The sequence below is a fragment of the Acetobacter okinawensis JCM 25146 genome (genome assembly GCF_000613865.1).
GTDB classification, from domain to species: Bacteria; Pseudomonadota; Alphaproteobacteria; order Acetobacterales; family Acetobacteraceae; genus Acetobacter; species Acetobacter okinawensis.
In genome coordinates, this window is sequence record NZ_BAJU01000005.1 from 56,180 (window position 1) to 73,655 (window position 17,476).

Annotated in this window: 7 protein-coding genes and 3 pseudogenes; 4 read left to right on the top strand and 6 right to left on the bottom strand. The window is 62.1% G+C overall.

The genetic code is table 11. The features are described from left to right. Nucleotide 1: 1 nt before the first annotated feature. The 5 genes and pseudogenes from JCM25146_RS04190 to JCM25146_RS17120 form a co-directional block, all read right to left on the bottom strand. Nucleotides 2–1,342, bottom strand: a complete 1,341-nt coding sequence (locus JCM25146_RS04190) for a TldD/PmbA family protein (RefSeq protein ID WP_025826107.1) — start codon at nt 1,340–1,342, stop codon at nt 2–4. Then, on the bottom strand, nt 1,339–2,604 hold the full coding sequence (locus tag JCM25146_RS04195) for a M16 family metallopeptidase (protein ID WP_025826109.1): 1,266 nt from the start codon (nt 2,602–2,604) through the stop codon (nt 1,339–1,341). The genes JCM25146_RS04190 and JCM25146_RS04195 overlap by 4 nt, the downstream gene beginning before the upstream one ends. A 63-nt stretch (nt 2,605–2,667) precedes the next feature. Continuing rightward, nucleotides 2,668–4,068: a threonine synthase gene (thrC, locus tag JCM25146_RS04200; RefSeq protein ID WP_025826110.1), complete on the bottom strand. Its 1,401-nt coding sequence runs from the start codon at nt 4,066–4,068 to the stop codon at nt 2,668–2,670. Between the two features lie 65 nt (nt 4,069–4,133). Then, nucleotides 4,134–5,284: pseudogene (locus JCM25146_RS25120) on the bottom strand (L-dopachrome tautomerase-related protein). 159 nt (nt 5,285–5,443) lie between these two features. Further along, nucleotides 5,444–6,948, bottom strand: a pseudogene (locus tag JCM25146_RS17120) (carboxypeptidase M32). Between the two features lie 204 nt (nt 6,949–7,152). Here JCM25146_RS17120 and JCM25146_RS04230 point away from each other — a divergent pair. From JCM25146_RS04230 to JCM25146_RS17125, 3 genes and pseudogenes are all read left to right on the top strand, one after another. Further along, nucleotides 7,153–8,970 (top strand): tetratricopeptide repeat protein, encoded by a 1,818-nt coding sequence (locus JCM25146_RS04230; RefSeq protein WP_025826118.1) that lies wholly within the window; start codon nt 7,153–7,155, stop codon nt 8,968–8,970. 15 nt (nt 8,971–8,985) lie between these two features. Beyond that, the gene (mutS, locus tag JCM25146_RS04235) at nt 8,986–11,655 is read left to right on the top strand and encodes a DNA mismatch repair protein MutS (protein WP_025826120.1); all 2,670 of its coding nucleotides are present in this window, start codon (nt 8,986–8,988) and stop codon (nt 11,653–11,655) included. Further along, nucleotides 11,656–14,646 (top strand): annotated as a pseudogene (locus JCM25146_RS17125) ([protein-PII] uridylyltransferase). It abuts the gene before it with no gap. On the opposite strand, the gene JCM25146_RS04245 reads toward JCM25146_RS17125, so the two are convergent. Continuing rightward, the gene (locus JCM25146_RS04245; RefSeq protein WP_025826123.1) at nt 14,634–15,512 is read right to left on the bottom strand and encodes an NUDIX hydrolase; all 879 of its coding nucleotides are present in this window, start codon (nt 15,510–15,512) and stop codon (nt 14,634–14,636) included. The pseudogene JCM25146_RS17125 and the gene JCM25146_RS04245 sit on opposite strands and share 13 nt — an antisense overlap. A 182-nt stretch (nt 15,513–15,694) precedes the next feature. Between JCM25146_RS04245 and JCM25146_RS04250 the strand changes: the two genes are divergently transcribed. After that, entirely contained in the window at nt 15,695–17,437 is a 1,743-nt protein-coding gene (locus JCM25146_RS04250; RefSeq protein WP_025826125.1) for an ABCB family ABC transporter ATP-binding protein/permease, read from the top strand. Nucleotides 17,438–17,476: the final 39 nt, after the last annotated feature.

A 17,476-nucleotide genomic window follows, 5' to 3' on the forward strand; every position in this document is an offset into this window, starting at 1 on the left:
GTTACGCCCCGGCGGTGTTCAGGGCATCTGTCCGTAATGTGGGGGCATCGGTGCCAAAACGGAATACCAGATCGTCCGCTAATGTGATGGAAGCAAAAATTTCCAGCAGATTCCCTGCAAGGGTAAAGCCAGCAACGGGTTCGGCAATCTGTCCGTCACGGATCATAAAGCCCGAGGCGCCGCGGCTGTAATCCCCCGTCAAACCATTGATGGAGGACCCCATCATTTCCGTAATATACAACCCTTCTTTGATGTCAGCCATCAACGCGGTGGGGGAGAGGGTTCCGGGTTCAAAAAACAGGTTGCTCGCGGACGGGCCGGGAGGGCTCGCAGTACCACGGGCTGCGCGGGCATTGCTTTGCAGGCCAAGCTGGCGTGCGCTGCGGCTGTCGAGCACCCATGATTGCAAAACCCCGTCCCGCACGAGGGAGAGGGGGGCCACAGCCATGCCCTCCCCGTCAAACGGGCGGGAGCGTAGGCCTTTTATGCGGGTTGGGTCATCGGTAATGCCAACGGTGCTGGCAAAAATGGCCTGCCCCATTTTGTCCTTGAGGAAGGATGTGCCACGGGCAATGGAGGTGCCCGTGATAGCCCCTACAAAATGGCCCAGAAAGCTCCCCGCAACCCTTGGGTCGAACACAACAGGGTAGCGCCCCGTTGCCGGGCGGCCGGGGTTAAGGCGGGCCACGGCTTTTTGCCCGGCGCTATGGCCAAGTTCTGCCGCGTTCTTGAGGTCATGGAGCCAGACTGTGCCGTGGTAGTCATAATCACGCTGCATGGCATCACCCGTGCCAGCAAGAACGCAAACCGAGTTGGAATGGCTGGTGCGGCTGTAAGTGCCAGCAAATCCGGCGGAGGTTGCCAGAGTAATATCTGTCCGCCCCCATGATGCGCTGCTGCCGGCGCTGTTGGTAACACCTTTTATGGCCAGAGCAGCCTCTTCCCCCGCTCTGGCGCGTGCGAGCAGGGCCGTGGTATCAGGCTCAGCGGGGTCTGCCAGTTCCAGCGTGTTGGTGCTGAACGTGCCCTGCATGGCCTCCGGGGCAAGGCCTGCGTACTGGTCATCGGGCAGAACGCGGGCCATGGCCAGTGCCTGCTCCACCAGTGCGCCAAGCTTGGCCCGGTCAGGGGTGGTGGTGGAGACAATGGCGTTTTTGCGGCCAACAAAAACCCTCAACCCCAGATCTGTCGTTTCCGAGCGTTCAAGCTCTTCGGTTACGCCATTGCGCACGCCCGCACCTACGGCGGTGCTGCTGACAAAAACGGCGTCTGCTGCATCCGCTCCGCTGGCACGGGCTTGGGCAACCAGATCGGCAATAAGGTCGAGGGGCTGTTGCGTCATGCTGCCAGTGTCTCCTTGATGCTTTGCAGGGACGGAATGTGGCCTATGGGGCCAAGGGCTGCAAGCGTGGGAGCGCCTGCAAAAATGCGGGCCGCTGCACGGCAGATATCTTCACGCGTGACGGCTTCTATCTTGTCGACCGTTTCCTGTGTGGGAATGACGCGGCCAAAAATCTGGAGCTGCCGGGCAATCTGCTCGCACCGGCTGCCCGTGCTTTCAAGCGACATGAGCAGGGAGGATTTAAGCTGCGCACGCGCACGGACCAGCTCGTCCGATGTAACGCCAAGTTGGACCTTGCGCAGTTCTTCCAGAGTTACGGGAATAAGCTCTGCACATTCCTTTTCCCCCGTGCCAGCATAAATGCCGAACACGCCGCCGCCTTCATACGGAGCATTGAAGGAGTAAACCGAATAGACCAGCCCGCGTTTTTCCCGGATTTCCTGAAACAGACGTGAGGACATACCGCCACCCAGCAAGGTGGAAAGCAGGAGTGCTGCGTAATAGTCGGGGTCATGGTAGCCGGTGGAGGGGAAGCCAAGCACAATATGCGCCTGATCCAGCTCCTTGACCTGACGGAACTCACCCCCTGTGTAAAGGGCGTTGTCCATTGCAGGGGCTGTTGTGGTGGGCAGGTCGGCAAAATGGCGTTCTACCTGCGCGACGACCGCCGCATGCTCCAGATTGCCAGCGGCTGCGACAATCATGTTCGACGGGTTATAGTGCGTTCCCATGTAGGACATGAGCGTCTCACGCTGCATGGTCTGGATCAGGCTTTCCGTACCCAGAATGGGGCGGCCCATGGGCTGGTTGGGGAATGCGGTTTCCTGGAAATGGTCAAACACCACGTCATCGGGTGTGTCGTTCGCCTGACCGATTTCTTGCAAAATCACGCCACGTTCGCGTTCCAGCTCGGCGGCGTCAAACGTGGAATGGGTCAGGATATCGCCAATAATGTCGATCCCAAGATCAAGGTTTTCCTTGAGAAGCTTGACGTAGAACACCGTCTGCTCGCGGGCGGTGTAGGCATTGATGTGCCCGCCCACGTTCTCAATTTCTTCGGCAATACGCAGGGCGGAGCGGCTGGTGGTGCCCTTGAAGGCCATGTGCTCAAGAAAATGGGATACGCCATTTTCCGCCGCAGTTTCATTGCGGGTCCCAGCGGAAATATAGGCCCCGAAGGAAACGGTTTCCACCCGGTCCATGCGTTCGGTCACAACGGTCAGGCCGGAGGGCAGGCGGGTCAGCTGGATGGGGTCTGTCATTCTTGTCCTGAGGAACAGCAGGGCCGCCACATGGGCAGCCCTGCGCTTGGGGGAGTGGGCTGGTTAGCCAGCGTTGGAGAGGACTGCTGCGCGCACCGCGTCTTTGATAGCGTTTTCGGTCGCGGGGACTGCGCGGTAACGCTCCTCACGCTCGAACAGGTCGGCCAGATGTACGGGGAGTGCCGGATGAATACCCGTGGCGGCCACCATGGCGTCGGGGAATTTGGCCGGGTGAGCCGTGGCCTCGGCCACCATGGGTATGCCCGGCTGGCGGAAGCGGCGGCCAGCGGCAATACCAATGGCGGAGTGCGGGTCGGCCATATAGTCCGAGCGCTGGTGCAGGGCGCGGATCTCGGCCTCGGTCTGGCTGTCATCCAGCGCCAGACCGGAGAAGAGGGTGCGCGCGTTCTCCCACACTTCTGGCGGCACATCCATGTGCCCCGTGCTGCGGAAGCCGGTCATGATGCGTGCACAGGCGGTGGCGTCGCGCCCGAGCAGTTCAAACAAAAGCCGCTCGAAGTTGGAGGAGACCTGAATGTCCATGGAGGGGGAGAGGCTGGGCACCACCCCTTTGATGGTCATGTCATTGGCATTGAGGAAGCGGGTCAGAATATCGTTGCGGTTGGAACCCACGCAAAGCTGGCGGATGGGCAGGCCCATCTTGCGTGCAGCCCATGCTGCCAGAATATTGCCGAAGTTGCCCGTAGGCACGGCAAAGGAGACCTCACGCTCGGGCGCACCCAGTGCAAGGGCTGCATGTACATAATAGGGAATTTGCGCAGCAATACGCGCCCAGTTGATGGAGTTGACAGCGGAGAGGTGCATCTCGCGCCGGAAGGGCAGGTCCGCAAACAGGCTTTTGACCAGGTCCTGACAGTCATCAAACGTGCCTTCAACCGCAAGGTTGGTCACGTTGGGCTCGCGCACGGTGGTCATCTGCCTGCGCTGCACTTCGGATGTACGGCCCTTGGGGTGCAGAATAATAACGGACAGGCGCTTGCGGCCACGGCAGGCCTCAATAGCGGCGGAACCCGTATCGCCCGAGGTGGCCCCTACAATGGTCACATGGTCGTCACGCTGGGTCAGCACATGCTCAAAAAGCTGGCCAAGCACCTGCATGGCCATGTCCTTGAAGGCAAGGGTCGGGCCGTGGAACAGTTCCTGCACAAACAGCCCGTCTTCAACCTGCGTCAGCGGCACAATGGCCGGGTGGTCAAAGCCTGCATAGGCTTTTGCACACAGGGTTTTGAGCGTGTCTTCATCAATGTCGGAGCCGGTAAAGCGGGCCAGAATGCGTGCCGCCAGCTCCGGGTAGGGCAGGGCGCGCATGGCCTGCCAGTCCGCCAGCGAGAACTCGGGCCATGTTTGCGGCAGGTATAGCCCGCCATCTTCGGCAAGGCCGGTCAGCAGAACATCGGAAAACGAGAGAACGGGAGCATTCCCGCGTGTGGAAATGTAGCGCATGAGGGCGATTATATCCTGAATGACGGATGCCGCGAAGTGGTCTTGTACGATATATTCGGGTGTGCCTAGCCCGGCGGGGGCGTTGTGGGCAAGGTCAGCCTGTAAATGGTGATCGGCCATGAGATGGAGGCCGAGGGCGCGCCAAAGGCCGTGCTGTGGTCAAGCTGGCTGGCTGAGACATACAGGTGGCCGTGCCCGTCCAGCCCCGGCGTTGTGGGCCATTGCAGGCGTGGGTCGGTGACCAGCCTGCGCGGCACCCGCCCGGTGGTGTAGCTGAGGATGCTCGATGTTGTGATGTCGGACCAGTAGAGCGTTCCGTCATCATCAATGGTCAGCCCGCCGAGCGAGGGGGTCTTGAACACTGTGTCACACTTTCCTCAAACGCTGCGGGCGTTATGTCCGGGTCGGTAAAAATGGCGGTGGACACGCGGGAGAGGTATTGCCCGGGTGCTTGCAGCACAAGCCAGGACCCGTCCGGGCTGACCGCGATCATGCTGGCGTCCACAGCTGCGTAGTGGCCCGTGCTGTCCCGCACCGGGCCGTTGGGTGTGACAATTGGGCGGCTGGCGACCAGGTCCGGGTGGTGGTCTAAAAAGCGTTTTGTTGTGGCGGAGGCTGTGTCGATCACCAGTAGACCGGCAACGCCTGAATCCGGCACATAGGCCGTGCTGCCATGGACTGCAATGCCGGACAGAATGCTGCCGGGCCGCAGGGCATTGGGGTCCACATGCACAGTACGGAGCACCGCGTTGGCTGCGGGGTCAATTTCTATCAGTTTGGGGGGGGCGTGCGGCGGGGTTTTTGCGGTTGGGCACACCGCTGTCGAGCACCCATATATGCCCATCAGCCGTTCGGGTCAGCCCGCCAAGGGCAACAAAGCGCTGGTCTGGTGCGCCCTGTGTTGCGTTCCACGCGGCATTGGGCCACGCCGCCAGTTGTCCGTCTGTATTGCGCACAAAAAGCTGGGGGCCAGTATTGCCAACCCATGCCGGGGCTTCCAGCAGCATGCGGCCGTCCGGCAGGGGGACAATGGCGTCCCATATCTGGCTGCTGGACTGCATGAAAGGCTGGAGCGCGCTGGCAGGCAGTTCCGCCACCTTGGCATATGCAACGCCCATGCGGGTGAGCCGCCCAGGGGTAGGGCCAGCATGGCTGTCAGCAGGCCAAAAACTGCGCGGCGGGAGCGGGGAGTAAGGCGGGGGGAGGAAGTGGTCATGCGCGCGGGCATCCGGTCAGTAAAACGTCAGGCATACAAACATGGGCATGAGTGTCCGCTCCATGCGCCTGCCATGCAAACGCCTTATGCGCAGGGCGGATGCGCCCGAATGCCGGCAGTAGGCGGGGACTACGCTGGCAGGGCGCAGGAGCGGGTCGATTATGCATCCGGCGCGCGGTCCACGTAGCGGCGGCGGATGTGGTTCAGATATGCCGAGGCATCCAGTGGTTTGCCGGTGGCATCGTTCACAATCTGGGCCATGCTAGCGCTGCGTGCGCGGCCATGCACGTTCTGGCGCAGCCATGCCAGCAGTGGTGCAAAATCGCCCTGACCAATGGCAGGCAGAATGGCGGGGTTGGCGGTGCAGGCCGCATTGCGCAACTGGGCTGCAGTCATGGCGCCAAGGGCGTAGCAGGGGAAGTAACCAAACAGCCCTGCAGGCCAGTGGATGTCCTGCAGGCAGCCGCGTCGGTCATCTGCACGTGCAGGCCCAGCAGGGCGTGCAGGCGGGTATTAAAGGCCGCAGGCAGGTCAGCCAGCGCCAGATCGCCCGAGATCAGGGCTTTTTCCAGCTCATAGCGCACAAGAATATGGGCAGGATATGTAACCTCATCCGCATCAACACGGATAAAGCCGGGTTCAACATGCGTTAAGTGGCGGTGCAGGCTGGTAGCGTCCCATCCTGCGGCATCATCCGCAACACCAAAGCCTGCACGGACCTGTGGAGCCAGCCAGCCTGCAAAGGCGGCAGAGCGGCAGAACTGCATTTCCATCAGCAGGGACTGGCTTTCATGCAGGGTCATGCCGCCGGACTGGCCTACGGGCTGGCTGGCCCATTGGGCGGGCAGCCCCAGCTCGTACAGGGCGTGCCCGGTTTCGTGCAGCACACCCATCAGTGCGGGAATAAAGTCCGATTCCACGTAGCGGGTGGTCAGGCGGACATCATGCGTGGCCCCGCCACAAAAGGGGTGAGCACTAACGTCCAGCCTGCCGCGTGTTGCATCAAACCCCATGCGCTGCATCAGGCGGCGGCCGAGTGCCTCCTGTTGCGCAACGGGGAAGGGGCCGGTGGGGGATAAAACCGCAGGCAGGCTTTTCTGCCGCTCCAGCACGGCGCCAATCAGCTCGGGCAGGCTGGCGGCCAGAGAGGTGAAGATGGGGTCTATATCCGTCTGCCGTGTGCCGGGGTCAAAGCTGTCCAGCAGGGCATCATACATGTTCAGGCCCATGGCCTCACCCGTGGCGCGGGCGCTCTCCCTTGTCAGGCGCAGCACTTCGGCCAGATGGGGCTCAAGGCTTTTGAAGTCACTTTCCTCCCGCGCGGTGCGCCATGCCATTTCACAGCGAGCGGTTGCCTGTGCGCTGGCTTCCACCAGATCCCCCGGCAGGGCGGTTGCCTGCGCATGCTGCCTGCGCATCTGCTCCAGATTGGCGGCGCGCCAGACGTCATCCCCCGCGTCGGCTTCCCCCAGCAGGTCGGCCATAATGGGTGCGGTCAGGATTTCGTGGCGCAGGCCTTCGAGCATGGCCAGATTTTCCGCCCGTCTCTCGGCAGCGCCCGAGGGCATCATGACCTCCTTGTCCCACCCCAGAATGCCCAGAGCATCATTGAGGGAGGAAAGGCGCGCAAAGTGGCGTTCGAGGGAAAGATAGGCTTTATTCATGCAGCCCATGGTACAGCATCATGCAGGTGAGCGAAACCATGCGTCAGCACCTCTTGTGCGTGACCGGGGCGCAAGGCGTGGAGGTGGGGCCAGCATGGGTGGTAAAAAAGCGCAGGCTTTGCCCCCGCAGTCGGTAGCAGACAGGCGCTGGCCTGTCTGGCACGGGGGGATGCGGAGCAGGCCGAATCCCTCCTGCGCGAGCATTTGCGCTCTTACCCGGCAGATGCGCAGGGCTGGCACGCCATGGCCTGTGTTGCGCGGGCGGGGGGTAATGCCGCCGCCGCCATAGCCCTTGCAGGCAAGGCTGTGGAGCTTGCTGCTGAACCGTTTTTTTATATCACGCTTGGGCTGGCCCTGCTGGAGCAGGGGCACGTGGAACCGGCGCGTGCGGCAGTCAATGTGGCGGTTATGTCCACACCGGCGGACCCCCGTGCGCATGATGCCATGGCCCGGGTTATGGAGGCTGCCGGGCGTTTGCCCGATGCCGAGCGGGCGCTGCAAAAAGCGCTCTCCCTCCGCCCTCTGGAGCAGGAGCGGCACATGGCACTTGCCGCTTTTCTGGCCCGTTGCGGGCGGGGGGCGGAGGCTGTAGCCGTATCGGCCCGCGCCCTTGCACTGGAGGGGGAGGAGGTGCTCGCCCATAACCTGCACGCCATGGCGCTTGAGCGCGATGGGCGTATGGCGCAGGCCGAGCCCCATTTTGCCGCCGTTGCCCATGCCATGCCGGATAACCCGCAGGCGCTGGCCAACCACGGTGCGGCACTGTTTGCCCGGCACAGATACGAGGAGGCGGAGCAGACACTGCAACGCGCGGCAGCTTTAGCCCCCAATGTGGCGGAAACCCGCACCAATCTCGGGCTTGTCCATATGGCGCAGGGCAGGCTGCATATGGCCGTGCAGGAACTGGAGGCAGCCTACAGGCTACGCACGCATGATGCCCGTCTGGCGCTGAACTATGGCTCGGTGTTGATGGACCTTGGCCGTAATCAGGCGGCACAGGATATGTTCGCCTACGCCATGGAGCATGCGACCACTGTGGAGGACCGGGCGCGGGCTGCGCTTGATCTGGGTGGGCTGTACCTTGCAACTGGCCGCTTTGCGCAGGGCTGGGCGTTGTGGGAGGCTCGTAGGGACCTGCTTGCGCCGCCCACAGGCACTGCCGCATTGCCGGAGTGGGACGGTAAGGCCACGGACAAAACCGTGCTGCTGTATGCCGAGCAGGGGCTGGGCGACACGCTACAGTTCCTGCGTTACGTGGAGCAGGCGGTCAGCAGGGCGCGGATATGCCTTATGCTCCCCCAAAGCATGCAGCGGTTTGCAGCCTGCCTGCTCCCCCGATGGAAAGGGCGTGTGCACCTAGTCTCCCCCGCGCAGGCAGGCGGGGCAAATGCCCGCTGTAGCCTCTTAAGCCTGCCCCACCGCCTTGGCGTGGCAGCACCATTTGCCTGGCAGCCTGAGCCTGCCTGTTTTGGCGGGGCTGGTGCTGTGCGCGAACGCAAGGGGCTGTATGTCGGGTTGTGTTGGTCGGGCAATCCTGCGTATCAGTTTGACCGGCGGCGCTCTCTTGACCCCTCTTTGCTGGCGCAACTGGCTGGTGTGGACGGGCTGTGTTTTCAGGCCCTGCAACCGAATGATGGTTTTGCCAGCTTTCCCTTGCCGCTCGCCCCCCTGCCCGAAGGGGACCTGCTGGCCACTGCACAGCTTGTGGCCGGTCTGGATGTGGTTGTGAGCGTGGATACCATGATTGTTCATCTGGCAGGCCTGCTTGGTAAACCAACCTTGCTACTGGACCGCTTTGGTGGGGACTGGCGCTGGGGCGCGGGCTCTGTTGTGGTGCCAGATTCCCCCGGGCAGGCTGCCACGCAAGGCGGTGCGTTTGCGCGCAGTCTGTGGTACCCTTCGGTGCGGATCACCCGCCAGCCTGCTTTTTCGGAGGGGGTGGCCAGTTGGCATCAGCCACTCGCTGTTGCGGCAGAGTGGCTGGCGCAGATGGCGCAGGGTGGTTGCCCCGACCAGATCTAGCTTTATGATGCAGGCATGACACGTATCTCTCCCGATGGCGCTACGCCAGCTATGGCGCAATGGTTCGCCCTCAAGGCAGAAAACCCCGAAGCTCTTCTGTTTTTCAGGATGGGTGATTTTTACGAGCTGTTTTTTGATGACGCCATGGCCGCCGCTGCCGCGCTGGACATTGCTCTGACCGCCAGAGGCAACCATGGGGGTGAACCCATAGCCATGTGCGGTGTGCCAGTTGGTGCGGCTCCGGCTTATCTGTCCCGCCTGATTCGTCGTGGCTTTCGGGTGGCTGTGGCTGAGCAGACAGAGGTGCCACACAAGGGGCGCCCGGCCAGCAAGGGGCCGCTTGCCCGTGCGATTGTGCGGGTTGTCACCCCCGGAACCCTGACCGAGGATGAACTGCTGGAGCCCGGGCGCTCCAACCTGTTGCTCGCTCTGGTCCGCCCCGAAGAGGCTGCCAGAGGCAAACGCAGTAAAGAGAGCGCGCCACAGGATGCAGACCAGCTTGGGGCTGCGTGGATTGATGTGTCCACCGGCCTGTTTGAGACCGCAAATCTGCCTGTAGCAGCACTGCCAGCCCTGCTGGGTCGCTTGGACCCGGCGGAAATTCTGGCCACTGCGGGGGTGGATCTGGGGGATTATGACGCCCGACGCGCCCCCGAGGCCACATTGCCTGCCGCAGCTAGTGCACGCCAGCGTCTGGCGGCAGCTTTTGACGTGGCGAGTATTGAGGCGTTCGGGACTTTCTCGGATGAGGAAAGCATGGCCGCGGCCATGGCGGTGGACTATGTCCGCCGCTCGCAGGCAGGCAGATTGCCACGCCTGACGCACCCCATTCCGCAAAGCCAGAGTGGCGTGCTGGGCATTGACCCTGCGACCCGCGCCAGTCTGGATATTCTGCGCGCGCGCGATGGGGGCGGGGAGCACACGCTGTTTGCCGCCATGAACCGCACGGTCAGTGCGGCAGGTGCGCGTATGCTGGCCGAGTGGCTGGCCTCCCCCCTTACGCAGGTGGAGGCTATTGCCGCGCGCCAGAGTGGTTGGTGGTGGCTCAAGGAACATGCCGCCCGCAGCACGGCCCTGCGTGATGCGCTCAAACGTGCGCCCGATATTGCCCGTGCATTGGGCCGCCTTTCTCTCGGGCGTGGGTTGCCACGCGATATGTCAGGGGTCAGGGACGGGCTGAGCGCTGCGCGTGAGGCGGCCCGTATTCTGCTGGGGCAGGGCGATGCCGCACAGTCTGCCGGGCTGCCGGTTATTCTGGCCGATGCCTTTGCATGGCTTGGGGCTGCACAGCCGTTGGAGGCCGAACTGCGCGTGGCGCTGGCGGAAGAACTGCCCGCCCGGCTGGATGATGGTGGGGTTATTGCCACAGGCTATGACAGCGCGCTGGATGAGCACCGGACTTTGCGTGATAACTCGCGCCGTCTGATTGCCGCCTTGCAGGCTGAGTACGCAACCCGCTTTGGTGTCTCCAACCTCAAAATCCGCCATCACGCACAGCTTGGTTATGTGATGGAAGTACCCGTGGGGGCGAGTGCGCGGCTCAAGGATAATGCAGACCTTATTCTGCGTCAGGGTACGGCCAGCACTGCACGCTTTGCGACGGAAGAACTGGCCAGCCTGAACGTGCGCATTACCGAGGCGGCGGAAAAAGCTGCCCAGCGTGAAAAAGCAGTGTTTGCGGAACTTACAGCCAAAGTGCTGGCCGAGCGTGACCTGCCCCGGCTCGCGCAGGCCCTTGCGGTGCTCGATGTGTTGCAGTCCTGCGCGGCGCTGGCGGCAGGGGGCACATGGTGCCGGCCAGAAGTCAGCGAGGACACGGCGTTTGACCTGCAAGGCTGCCGCCATCCTGTGGTGGAGGCAGCTCTGCCGCCGGGTACGCGCTTTACGCCCAATGGCTGCGTACTGGCCCCCGAGCGGCGCGTTATGTTGCTGACCGGCCCCAACATGGCCGGTAAGTCAACATTCCTGCGCCAGACCGCACTGGCCGTTATTCTGGCGCAAGGGGGCTTTCCCGTTGCGGCAGACAGTGCGCGTATTGGTGTTGTGGACCAGTTGTTCTCCCGCGTGGGGGCATCGGACGACCTAGCGCGCGGGCGCTCCACCTTTATGGTGGAAATGACCGAAACAGCCGCCATTCTCAATCAGGCCGGCCCACGCTCGCTTGTGGTGGTGGACGAGATCGGGCGGGGTACGGCAACGCTGGACGGGCTGGCCATTGCATGGTCCGTGCTGGAGGCCCTGCATTCAACGGTGCGCTGTCGTGCAATTTTTGCAACCCACTTCCACGAACTGTCACGCCTTGTGGATACGCTGCCACGTCTGTGCCTGCATACAATGGCTGTGCGGGAGTGGCGTGGGCAGATCGTTTTTTTACACGAAGTGCTTGCAGGATCAGCAAAAAAAAGCTGGGGTGTGCATGTAGCACGTCTGGCTGGTGTGCCGGTCAATGTGGTGGAGCGGGCAGGGCGGCTGCTGCGTGAACTCGAACGTGCTGAAAATACCATACCCGAACCCTTACCGCTTTTTGACACACAGAAGACATTACCCCCACCATGCGAAAATACGTTAAGTAAACGATTGATGGAGATTGATCCGGACAGTCTGACCCCGCGAGCCGCACTGGATATGCTGTATGACCTGCGCAGGCAGGCCGTGCAGGATGCCGCAGCGCCCACTGACGACTGAATCCCCTTTTCCCCCGACCGTTTTCAGGAGCAGAACCCGTACCCCTATGCCCACCTCTTCCGCACAGGCTGCCGCCGGGCAGCAGACCGACATGTCCGTTCTGGCGACCCTGACGCCAGAATCCCTTGCCGCGTGCCTGACGCGGGAGTTGAGGGATGCCACACCCGATGACGCGGCCATTCCCCCGCGGGATGAGGCCGTGGCCATTTTCCGGCGGCATCTGGGCCGGTATCAGGCTGATATTCGCAAGCGGTTTGAAAGTTACGAGCTTAAAGGGGCCGCCGCCGCTAAGACGCTGGCCTCTTTTGCCGATGTTATGCTGCGCGCCATTGTGGATCTGGCCGTGCGGGCAACGACGCCAAGCGAGCCGCTGGCCATGGGGGCCCGTGCCGGTTTTGCCGTAGCGGCAACAGGGGGCTACGGGCGGGGGCTTCTGGCACCATTTAGCGATATTGACCTGCTGTTCCTTATTGCGCAGGGGGCCGGCGAGCGCGCGCACCCTGTGGTTGAATATGTTCTGTATTTTCTGTGGGATCTGGGGGTCAAGGTCGGCCACGCCACCCGTACGATTGATGAATGTATTGCCGAGGCAGCCAAGGACACAACAGTCCGCACGGCCCTGCTCGATGCCCGTCTGCTGGATGGGGATACGGCACTGTTCGCCATGTTTGAGGCCCGCTACATCCTCTCCTGTGTGGAGGCGGGGGCTGCGGGCTTTATTCATGACAAGCGGCGCGAGCGGCTGGAGCGGCACCGCCGTTTTGGGGATAGCCCGTATCTGGTCGAGCCCAACATCAAGGAAGGCCGCGGCGGCCTGCGGGACCTGCAAACCCTTTACTGGATGTGCCGCAACACCTTTGGCACCCGCCATGTAAGCGACCTGCTGGCCCCCGAGTTTATATGGATGGGCCTGCTGACAGAGCAGGAAGCAGCGCGCGCACGTCGCTCGTGGGACTTTTTGTGGACTGTACGCCTGCATCTGCACTACGTGGCCGGGCGGGCGGAGGAGCGGCTGACGTTTGACATGCAGCCCGTTATTGGCGCGCGCATGGGCTACACCCGCCATGGCCGCCAGAACGGGGTGGAGCGCTTTATGCGCCACTACTTCCTGACCGCGCGGGAAGTCATGCGTCTGACCCATGTGCTCGAACCTGCTGTGCTGCGGCAGGCACAGGGTCCGGTCGCCAACGCCGCCAAGCCGGATGAGGCCATGCGGGAGGCAGGCTTTACCCTGCTGGATGGGCAGATATTGCCCGACCGGGGTGTCTCCTTCGATCAGGACCCCATTAAAATGATGCAGATTCTGGACTGGGCGCGCCTGCGCCGCCGTCCACTGCACCCACTCGCGCGGCACCAGCTTATCCGCTGGGAGCGCAGGGCCACCACCCTGCGTGACAACCCTGAGGCCGCCCGCATCTTCCTTGATCTGCTGTGTGGAGATACCACCGAGGAGGAGCGCCCTCGCAGGCGTGGTGCAGCGCTGCCGCCCCCCAGCGCGGAAGAGAACAGCCCCGTTTATTCGGCAGCCTATGGCAGCCATCCGCCATCGGGCCATTCCTACTGGCTGCATATCCTTAACGAGACAGGGATTTTCGGTCGTCTTATACCCGACTGGGCGCGCATTGTCGGCAGATGCAGTTTGATACGTACCACGTGTTCACCGTGGATGAGCACACGGTAGAGGCCATTCGCATTCTGGACGAAGTGGCTGCGGGACGCATGGCGGATGAAATTCCCATTGCCTATGAGCTGATCCGTGGCCTGCACTCGCGCCGTGCGCTCTACATGGCCGTGCTTTTGCATGACGTGGCCAAGGGTCGTGGGGGGGACCATTCGGAAATCGGGTCGGAAATCGCTGCCGAGCTGTGCCCACGCCTTGGCATGTCGGGAGAAGAGACGGAGACAGTCTCCTGGCTGGTGCTGCACCATCTTCTGCTCAGCCACACGGCTTTCCAGCGTGATATTGACGACCCCAAAACCATTCTGGATGTGGCGGATATTGTCCAGTCGCCCGAGCGGCTGCGCCTTTTGCTGCTGCTGACTATTGTGGACATGCGCGCCGTCAGTTCGCGCGTGTGGAACGCATGGAAAGCGACGCTCCTGCGTGAGCTGTACATGCGGGTAGCAGAAGTGCTGGCTGGCGGCCTGTCCACCACGGAGCGCGACGTGCGTGTGCGCCATGCCAAGGATGTAACGGCAGAAATTCTGGGCGAGGAAGGTGTTCCCCAGCGCGATATCGAGCACTTCCTCGGGTTGGGTTACGCAGGGTACTGGCTGTCGTTTGATTATGAGACGCATAGCCGCCACGCACGCCTGATCCGCGAGGCAGATTCCCGTGGCTCTCCTCTTACGGTTGAGGTGCTGCCCCTGCCAGCGCGTGGCGTTACGGAAGTGACCGTCTATACGGTGGACGTGCCGGGCCTGTTTTCCAAAATTGCAGGCGCACTGGCGCTGGCCGGGGCCTCCATTGTGGATGCGCGCATCCATACCATGACTCACGGCATGGCGCTGGATACGTTCTGGATTCAGGATACATCGGGTCAGGCGTACGAGGAGACACACCGCCTTGCGCGCCTGACATCACTCATTGAGCAGGGTCTGAGTGGGCAGCTTGATATTGGGGCTGAAATAGCCCGTGCGGGCTTTGGCCACATGCCGCTGCGCATGCGCGCCATCCACGTACCACCCCGTGTGGTGGTGGATAATGGCGTGTCCAACACCTACACGGTGATTGAAATCAATGGTCGTGACCGCCCCGGCCTGCTGCATGACGTAACCGCCGCCATGAGCCGGGAGAACCTCCAGATCGCCTCCGCCCATATTACAACCTATGGCGTGCGGGCGGTGGACGTATTTTACGTCAAAGACCTGTTCGGCCTCAAAATTACCGACAAAAAGCGGCTGGAGGAAATTCGCGAGCGGCTGCTGGCCGGGCTGAAAGAGGCGGAAGCCGAGGCATCCGCCTGTGCCAATGCCCGTTACTCAGCCTGAAGAATAACACTCTGCCCCGGGCTGACGGGGGATAACCCCCTATCCAGCCCGGTGCGCAGCGCCATGCCCTGCGTGCTGCGCGGGTCAATCAGCCCGGTGCGCAGGAAGAGGTCGATCAGCACAAGGTTGACGTTGAACTTGAATGCATCGGTGTCGCGCACAATGCGGTACGCTTCGCTCAGCGGGAGGAGCGCGAAGGATTCCACCTCGCCATCAGCCGCACTGGGTTCAAAGCTTTCGGGCAGGTACAGGTCATAGCAGTATAAAATATCGCGGCGCAGCCCCTCGGGGCGGTCCAGCGCATACACAAGCCGCCCGGCCTGCACAGCCTGTTCCGCCAGTGCTGCGGGAATGCTGGCTTCCTCGGCGGCTTCCTTGACCAGTGCTTCACGCGGGGTGTGGCCTGCGGGCATGCCCCCTGCCACCAGATGGTCCAGTTTGGAGGGGTCCAGCCTTTTGTTGGCGGCCCGTCGGCCTGTCCACAGGTAAAGCCCGTCTGCCTTGCGGACCAGACCATTCATGTGCACCCCGGTTGCCACAAACCCGAACAGGGGGAGTGCGCCGCGGTCAATGCGGCCCACAATCGGCTGGTCCATGTCCGTGCAGACGTCAAACAGTTCGTGGTGGGATTTGTAAAAACCTTCCTCCGCCAGAGTTTCCCCCAGTGCTTCCAGCTTTGCGGGGTGGGGCACGTTAAACCCCTTGTCGCGCGTGCCAAAGCCTGCGGCTTCCATGCGGGTGAACAACTCGGGGGCCAGCCAGCCCGAAGGGACGCCGCCAAGGCTCAGGGGGCTGCGTTTTCCCTCGGGGCTGGCGGTGTTGCAGTCTGTCAGGTGCCTCAGGAACGGGCTTGCATCGGAGGGCATGGGGGCAAAGGTCCAGTTCTTTTTGTGCCAAAACACGACTGCTGTTATCGGGGCATAAAACGGGCATGGCAAGGTGCCGGGGGGTTGCAAAAACCGCCCAACGTGCCACATCCGTGGGCATGTCCCCCCGTAGAGCAGTGTCTGGCCCACTGAACAGGCCGGTTTCCCATACTTTTTCCCGTTTGTTGCCGTACCTCTGGCCGCAAGAAAACAGGGCGCTGCGCTGGCGTGTTGCGCTGGTGCTGGTGGTTCTTGTGGCTGGGGAGCTGGCAACACTTGCCGTGCCGATTGTGTACAGCAAGGTCATTGACAGGTTCGTGCACCCCAACAGTCTGGGTATGGCTCCGGCATTGCTGATTGTGGGGTATGGGCTTGTGCGTCTTGTATCTGGCGCACTGACCAACCTGCGGGATTCCCTGTTTGCTCCGGTGCGCTTCCGTGTGGCGCGGCAGGCCGCCTATCGCAGCTTTGTGCATATGCACAGGCTCTCCCTGCGCTTTCATCTGGACAGGCGTACAGGTGGCGTTACGCGGGCCATAGAGCGTGGCACGGAGGCAGTGGAGACACTGCTGCGGATGCTGATGTCCCTCTCCCCCACGCTGTTGCAGGCGCTGCTGGTCATGTGTGTGATCTGGCGGCTGTTCAACTGGTCCTATGTTGCCATGATCGCGGCCATGATTGTGAGCTACATTGTCTTTACGGTGCGCTTTACCTCATGGCGGCTGGGTATCCGCCGTCGCATGAACGATACGAACAGCGAGGCCGCAGGCCGAGCGTTGGACAGCCTGCTGAATTACGAAACCGTAAAATATTTTGGCAATGAGGAGCACGAGGCCAGACGCTACGACAACGCACAGGCCCGCTACGAAAAAGCCGCCATGAAAACCCAGTATTCTCTGGGGCTGCTCAACTTTGGTCAGGCAGCCATTATTGCCATATCCCTTGCCGCAGTCATGCTGCTGGGCGGGCATGATGTGGAGAGCGGGCACATTACGGTGGGTGAGTTTGTTATGGTCAACACCTACCTGCTCCAGCTTTATGGCCCGCTTAACTTTCTGGGGTCCGTGTATTCGGGTATCCGCACAGCACTGGTTGATCTGGAGCATATGCTGGGCCTGACAGAGGAGGCGGTCGAGGTTGCCGACCCCGCAACACCTCTCCCCATTGCCACACGGCTGGCGGATGCGGCTCCTGCGCATGTGCAGTTCCGCGACGTGCATTTTGGCTACCGCCCTGAGCGTGAAATTCTGCACGGCGTCAGTTTTGATGCCCTGCCGGGACACAAGGTTGCCATTGTGGGCAGTACAGGGGCGGGCAAATCAACCATAAGCCGCCTCCTGTTCCGTTTTTACGATACATGGTCCGGCGCGGTGCTGGTGGATGGGCATGACGTGCGCTGCTACCGTCAGGCGGACCTGCGGGCCACCATAGGCGTTGTGCCGCAGGACACCGTGCTGTTCAATGACAGCATAGGCTACAACATAGCCTACGGGCGGCTGGGGGCGACCCCCGCGCAGGTGGAGGAGGCGGCCCGTCTGGCCCAGATCCACGATTTTATCATGACCCTGCCCGAGGGGTACGAAACACAGGTGGGCGAGCGGGGGCTCAAGCTCTCGGGGGGCGAAAAACAGCGTGTCGCCATTGCCCGCACGATTTTAAAAGACCCACGCGTTCTTGTGCTTGACGAGGCTACCAGTGCGTTGGACACACATACGGAAAAAGAAATTCAGGCTGCCCTCAAAACCGTTTCGGCCCGCCGGACAACCCTTGTGATCGCCCACCGGCTCTCCACCATTGTGGATGCAGACGAAATTCTGGTCATGGGGCAGGGGCTGGTTGTGGAGCGTGGCACACATGCGCAACTGCTGGCCGCACAGGGCCAGTATGCGGCCATGTGGGCTGCGCAGGCCACGGGGGAGGCCTGACCCACAGGCCGTTGCCATCGCGCCGAATCCGGTCGATGC

Bases quoted from the DNA above. Each gene is read 5' to 3' on its own strand.
- JCM25146_RS04190 (WP_025826107.1), bottom strand. From the start codon at position 1,342: ATGACGCAACAGCCCCTCGACCTTATTGCCGATCTGGTTGCCCAAGCC.
- JCM25146_RS04195 (WP_025826109.1), bottom strand. From the start codon at position 2,604: ATGACAGACCCCATCCAGCTGACCCGCCTGCCCTCCGGCCTGACCGTT.
- thrC (WP_025826110.1), bottom strand. From the start codon at position 4,068: ATGCGCTACATTTCCACACGCGGGAATGCTCCCGTTCTCTCGTTTTCC.
- mutS (WP_025826120.1), top strand. From the start codon at position 8,986: ATGACACGTATCTCTCCCGATGGCGCTACGCCAGCTATGGCGCAATGG.
- JCM25146_RS04245 (WP_025826123.1), bottom strand. From the start codon at position 15,512: ATGCCCTCCGATGCAAGCCCGTTCCTGAGGCACCTGACAGACTGCAAC.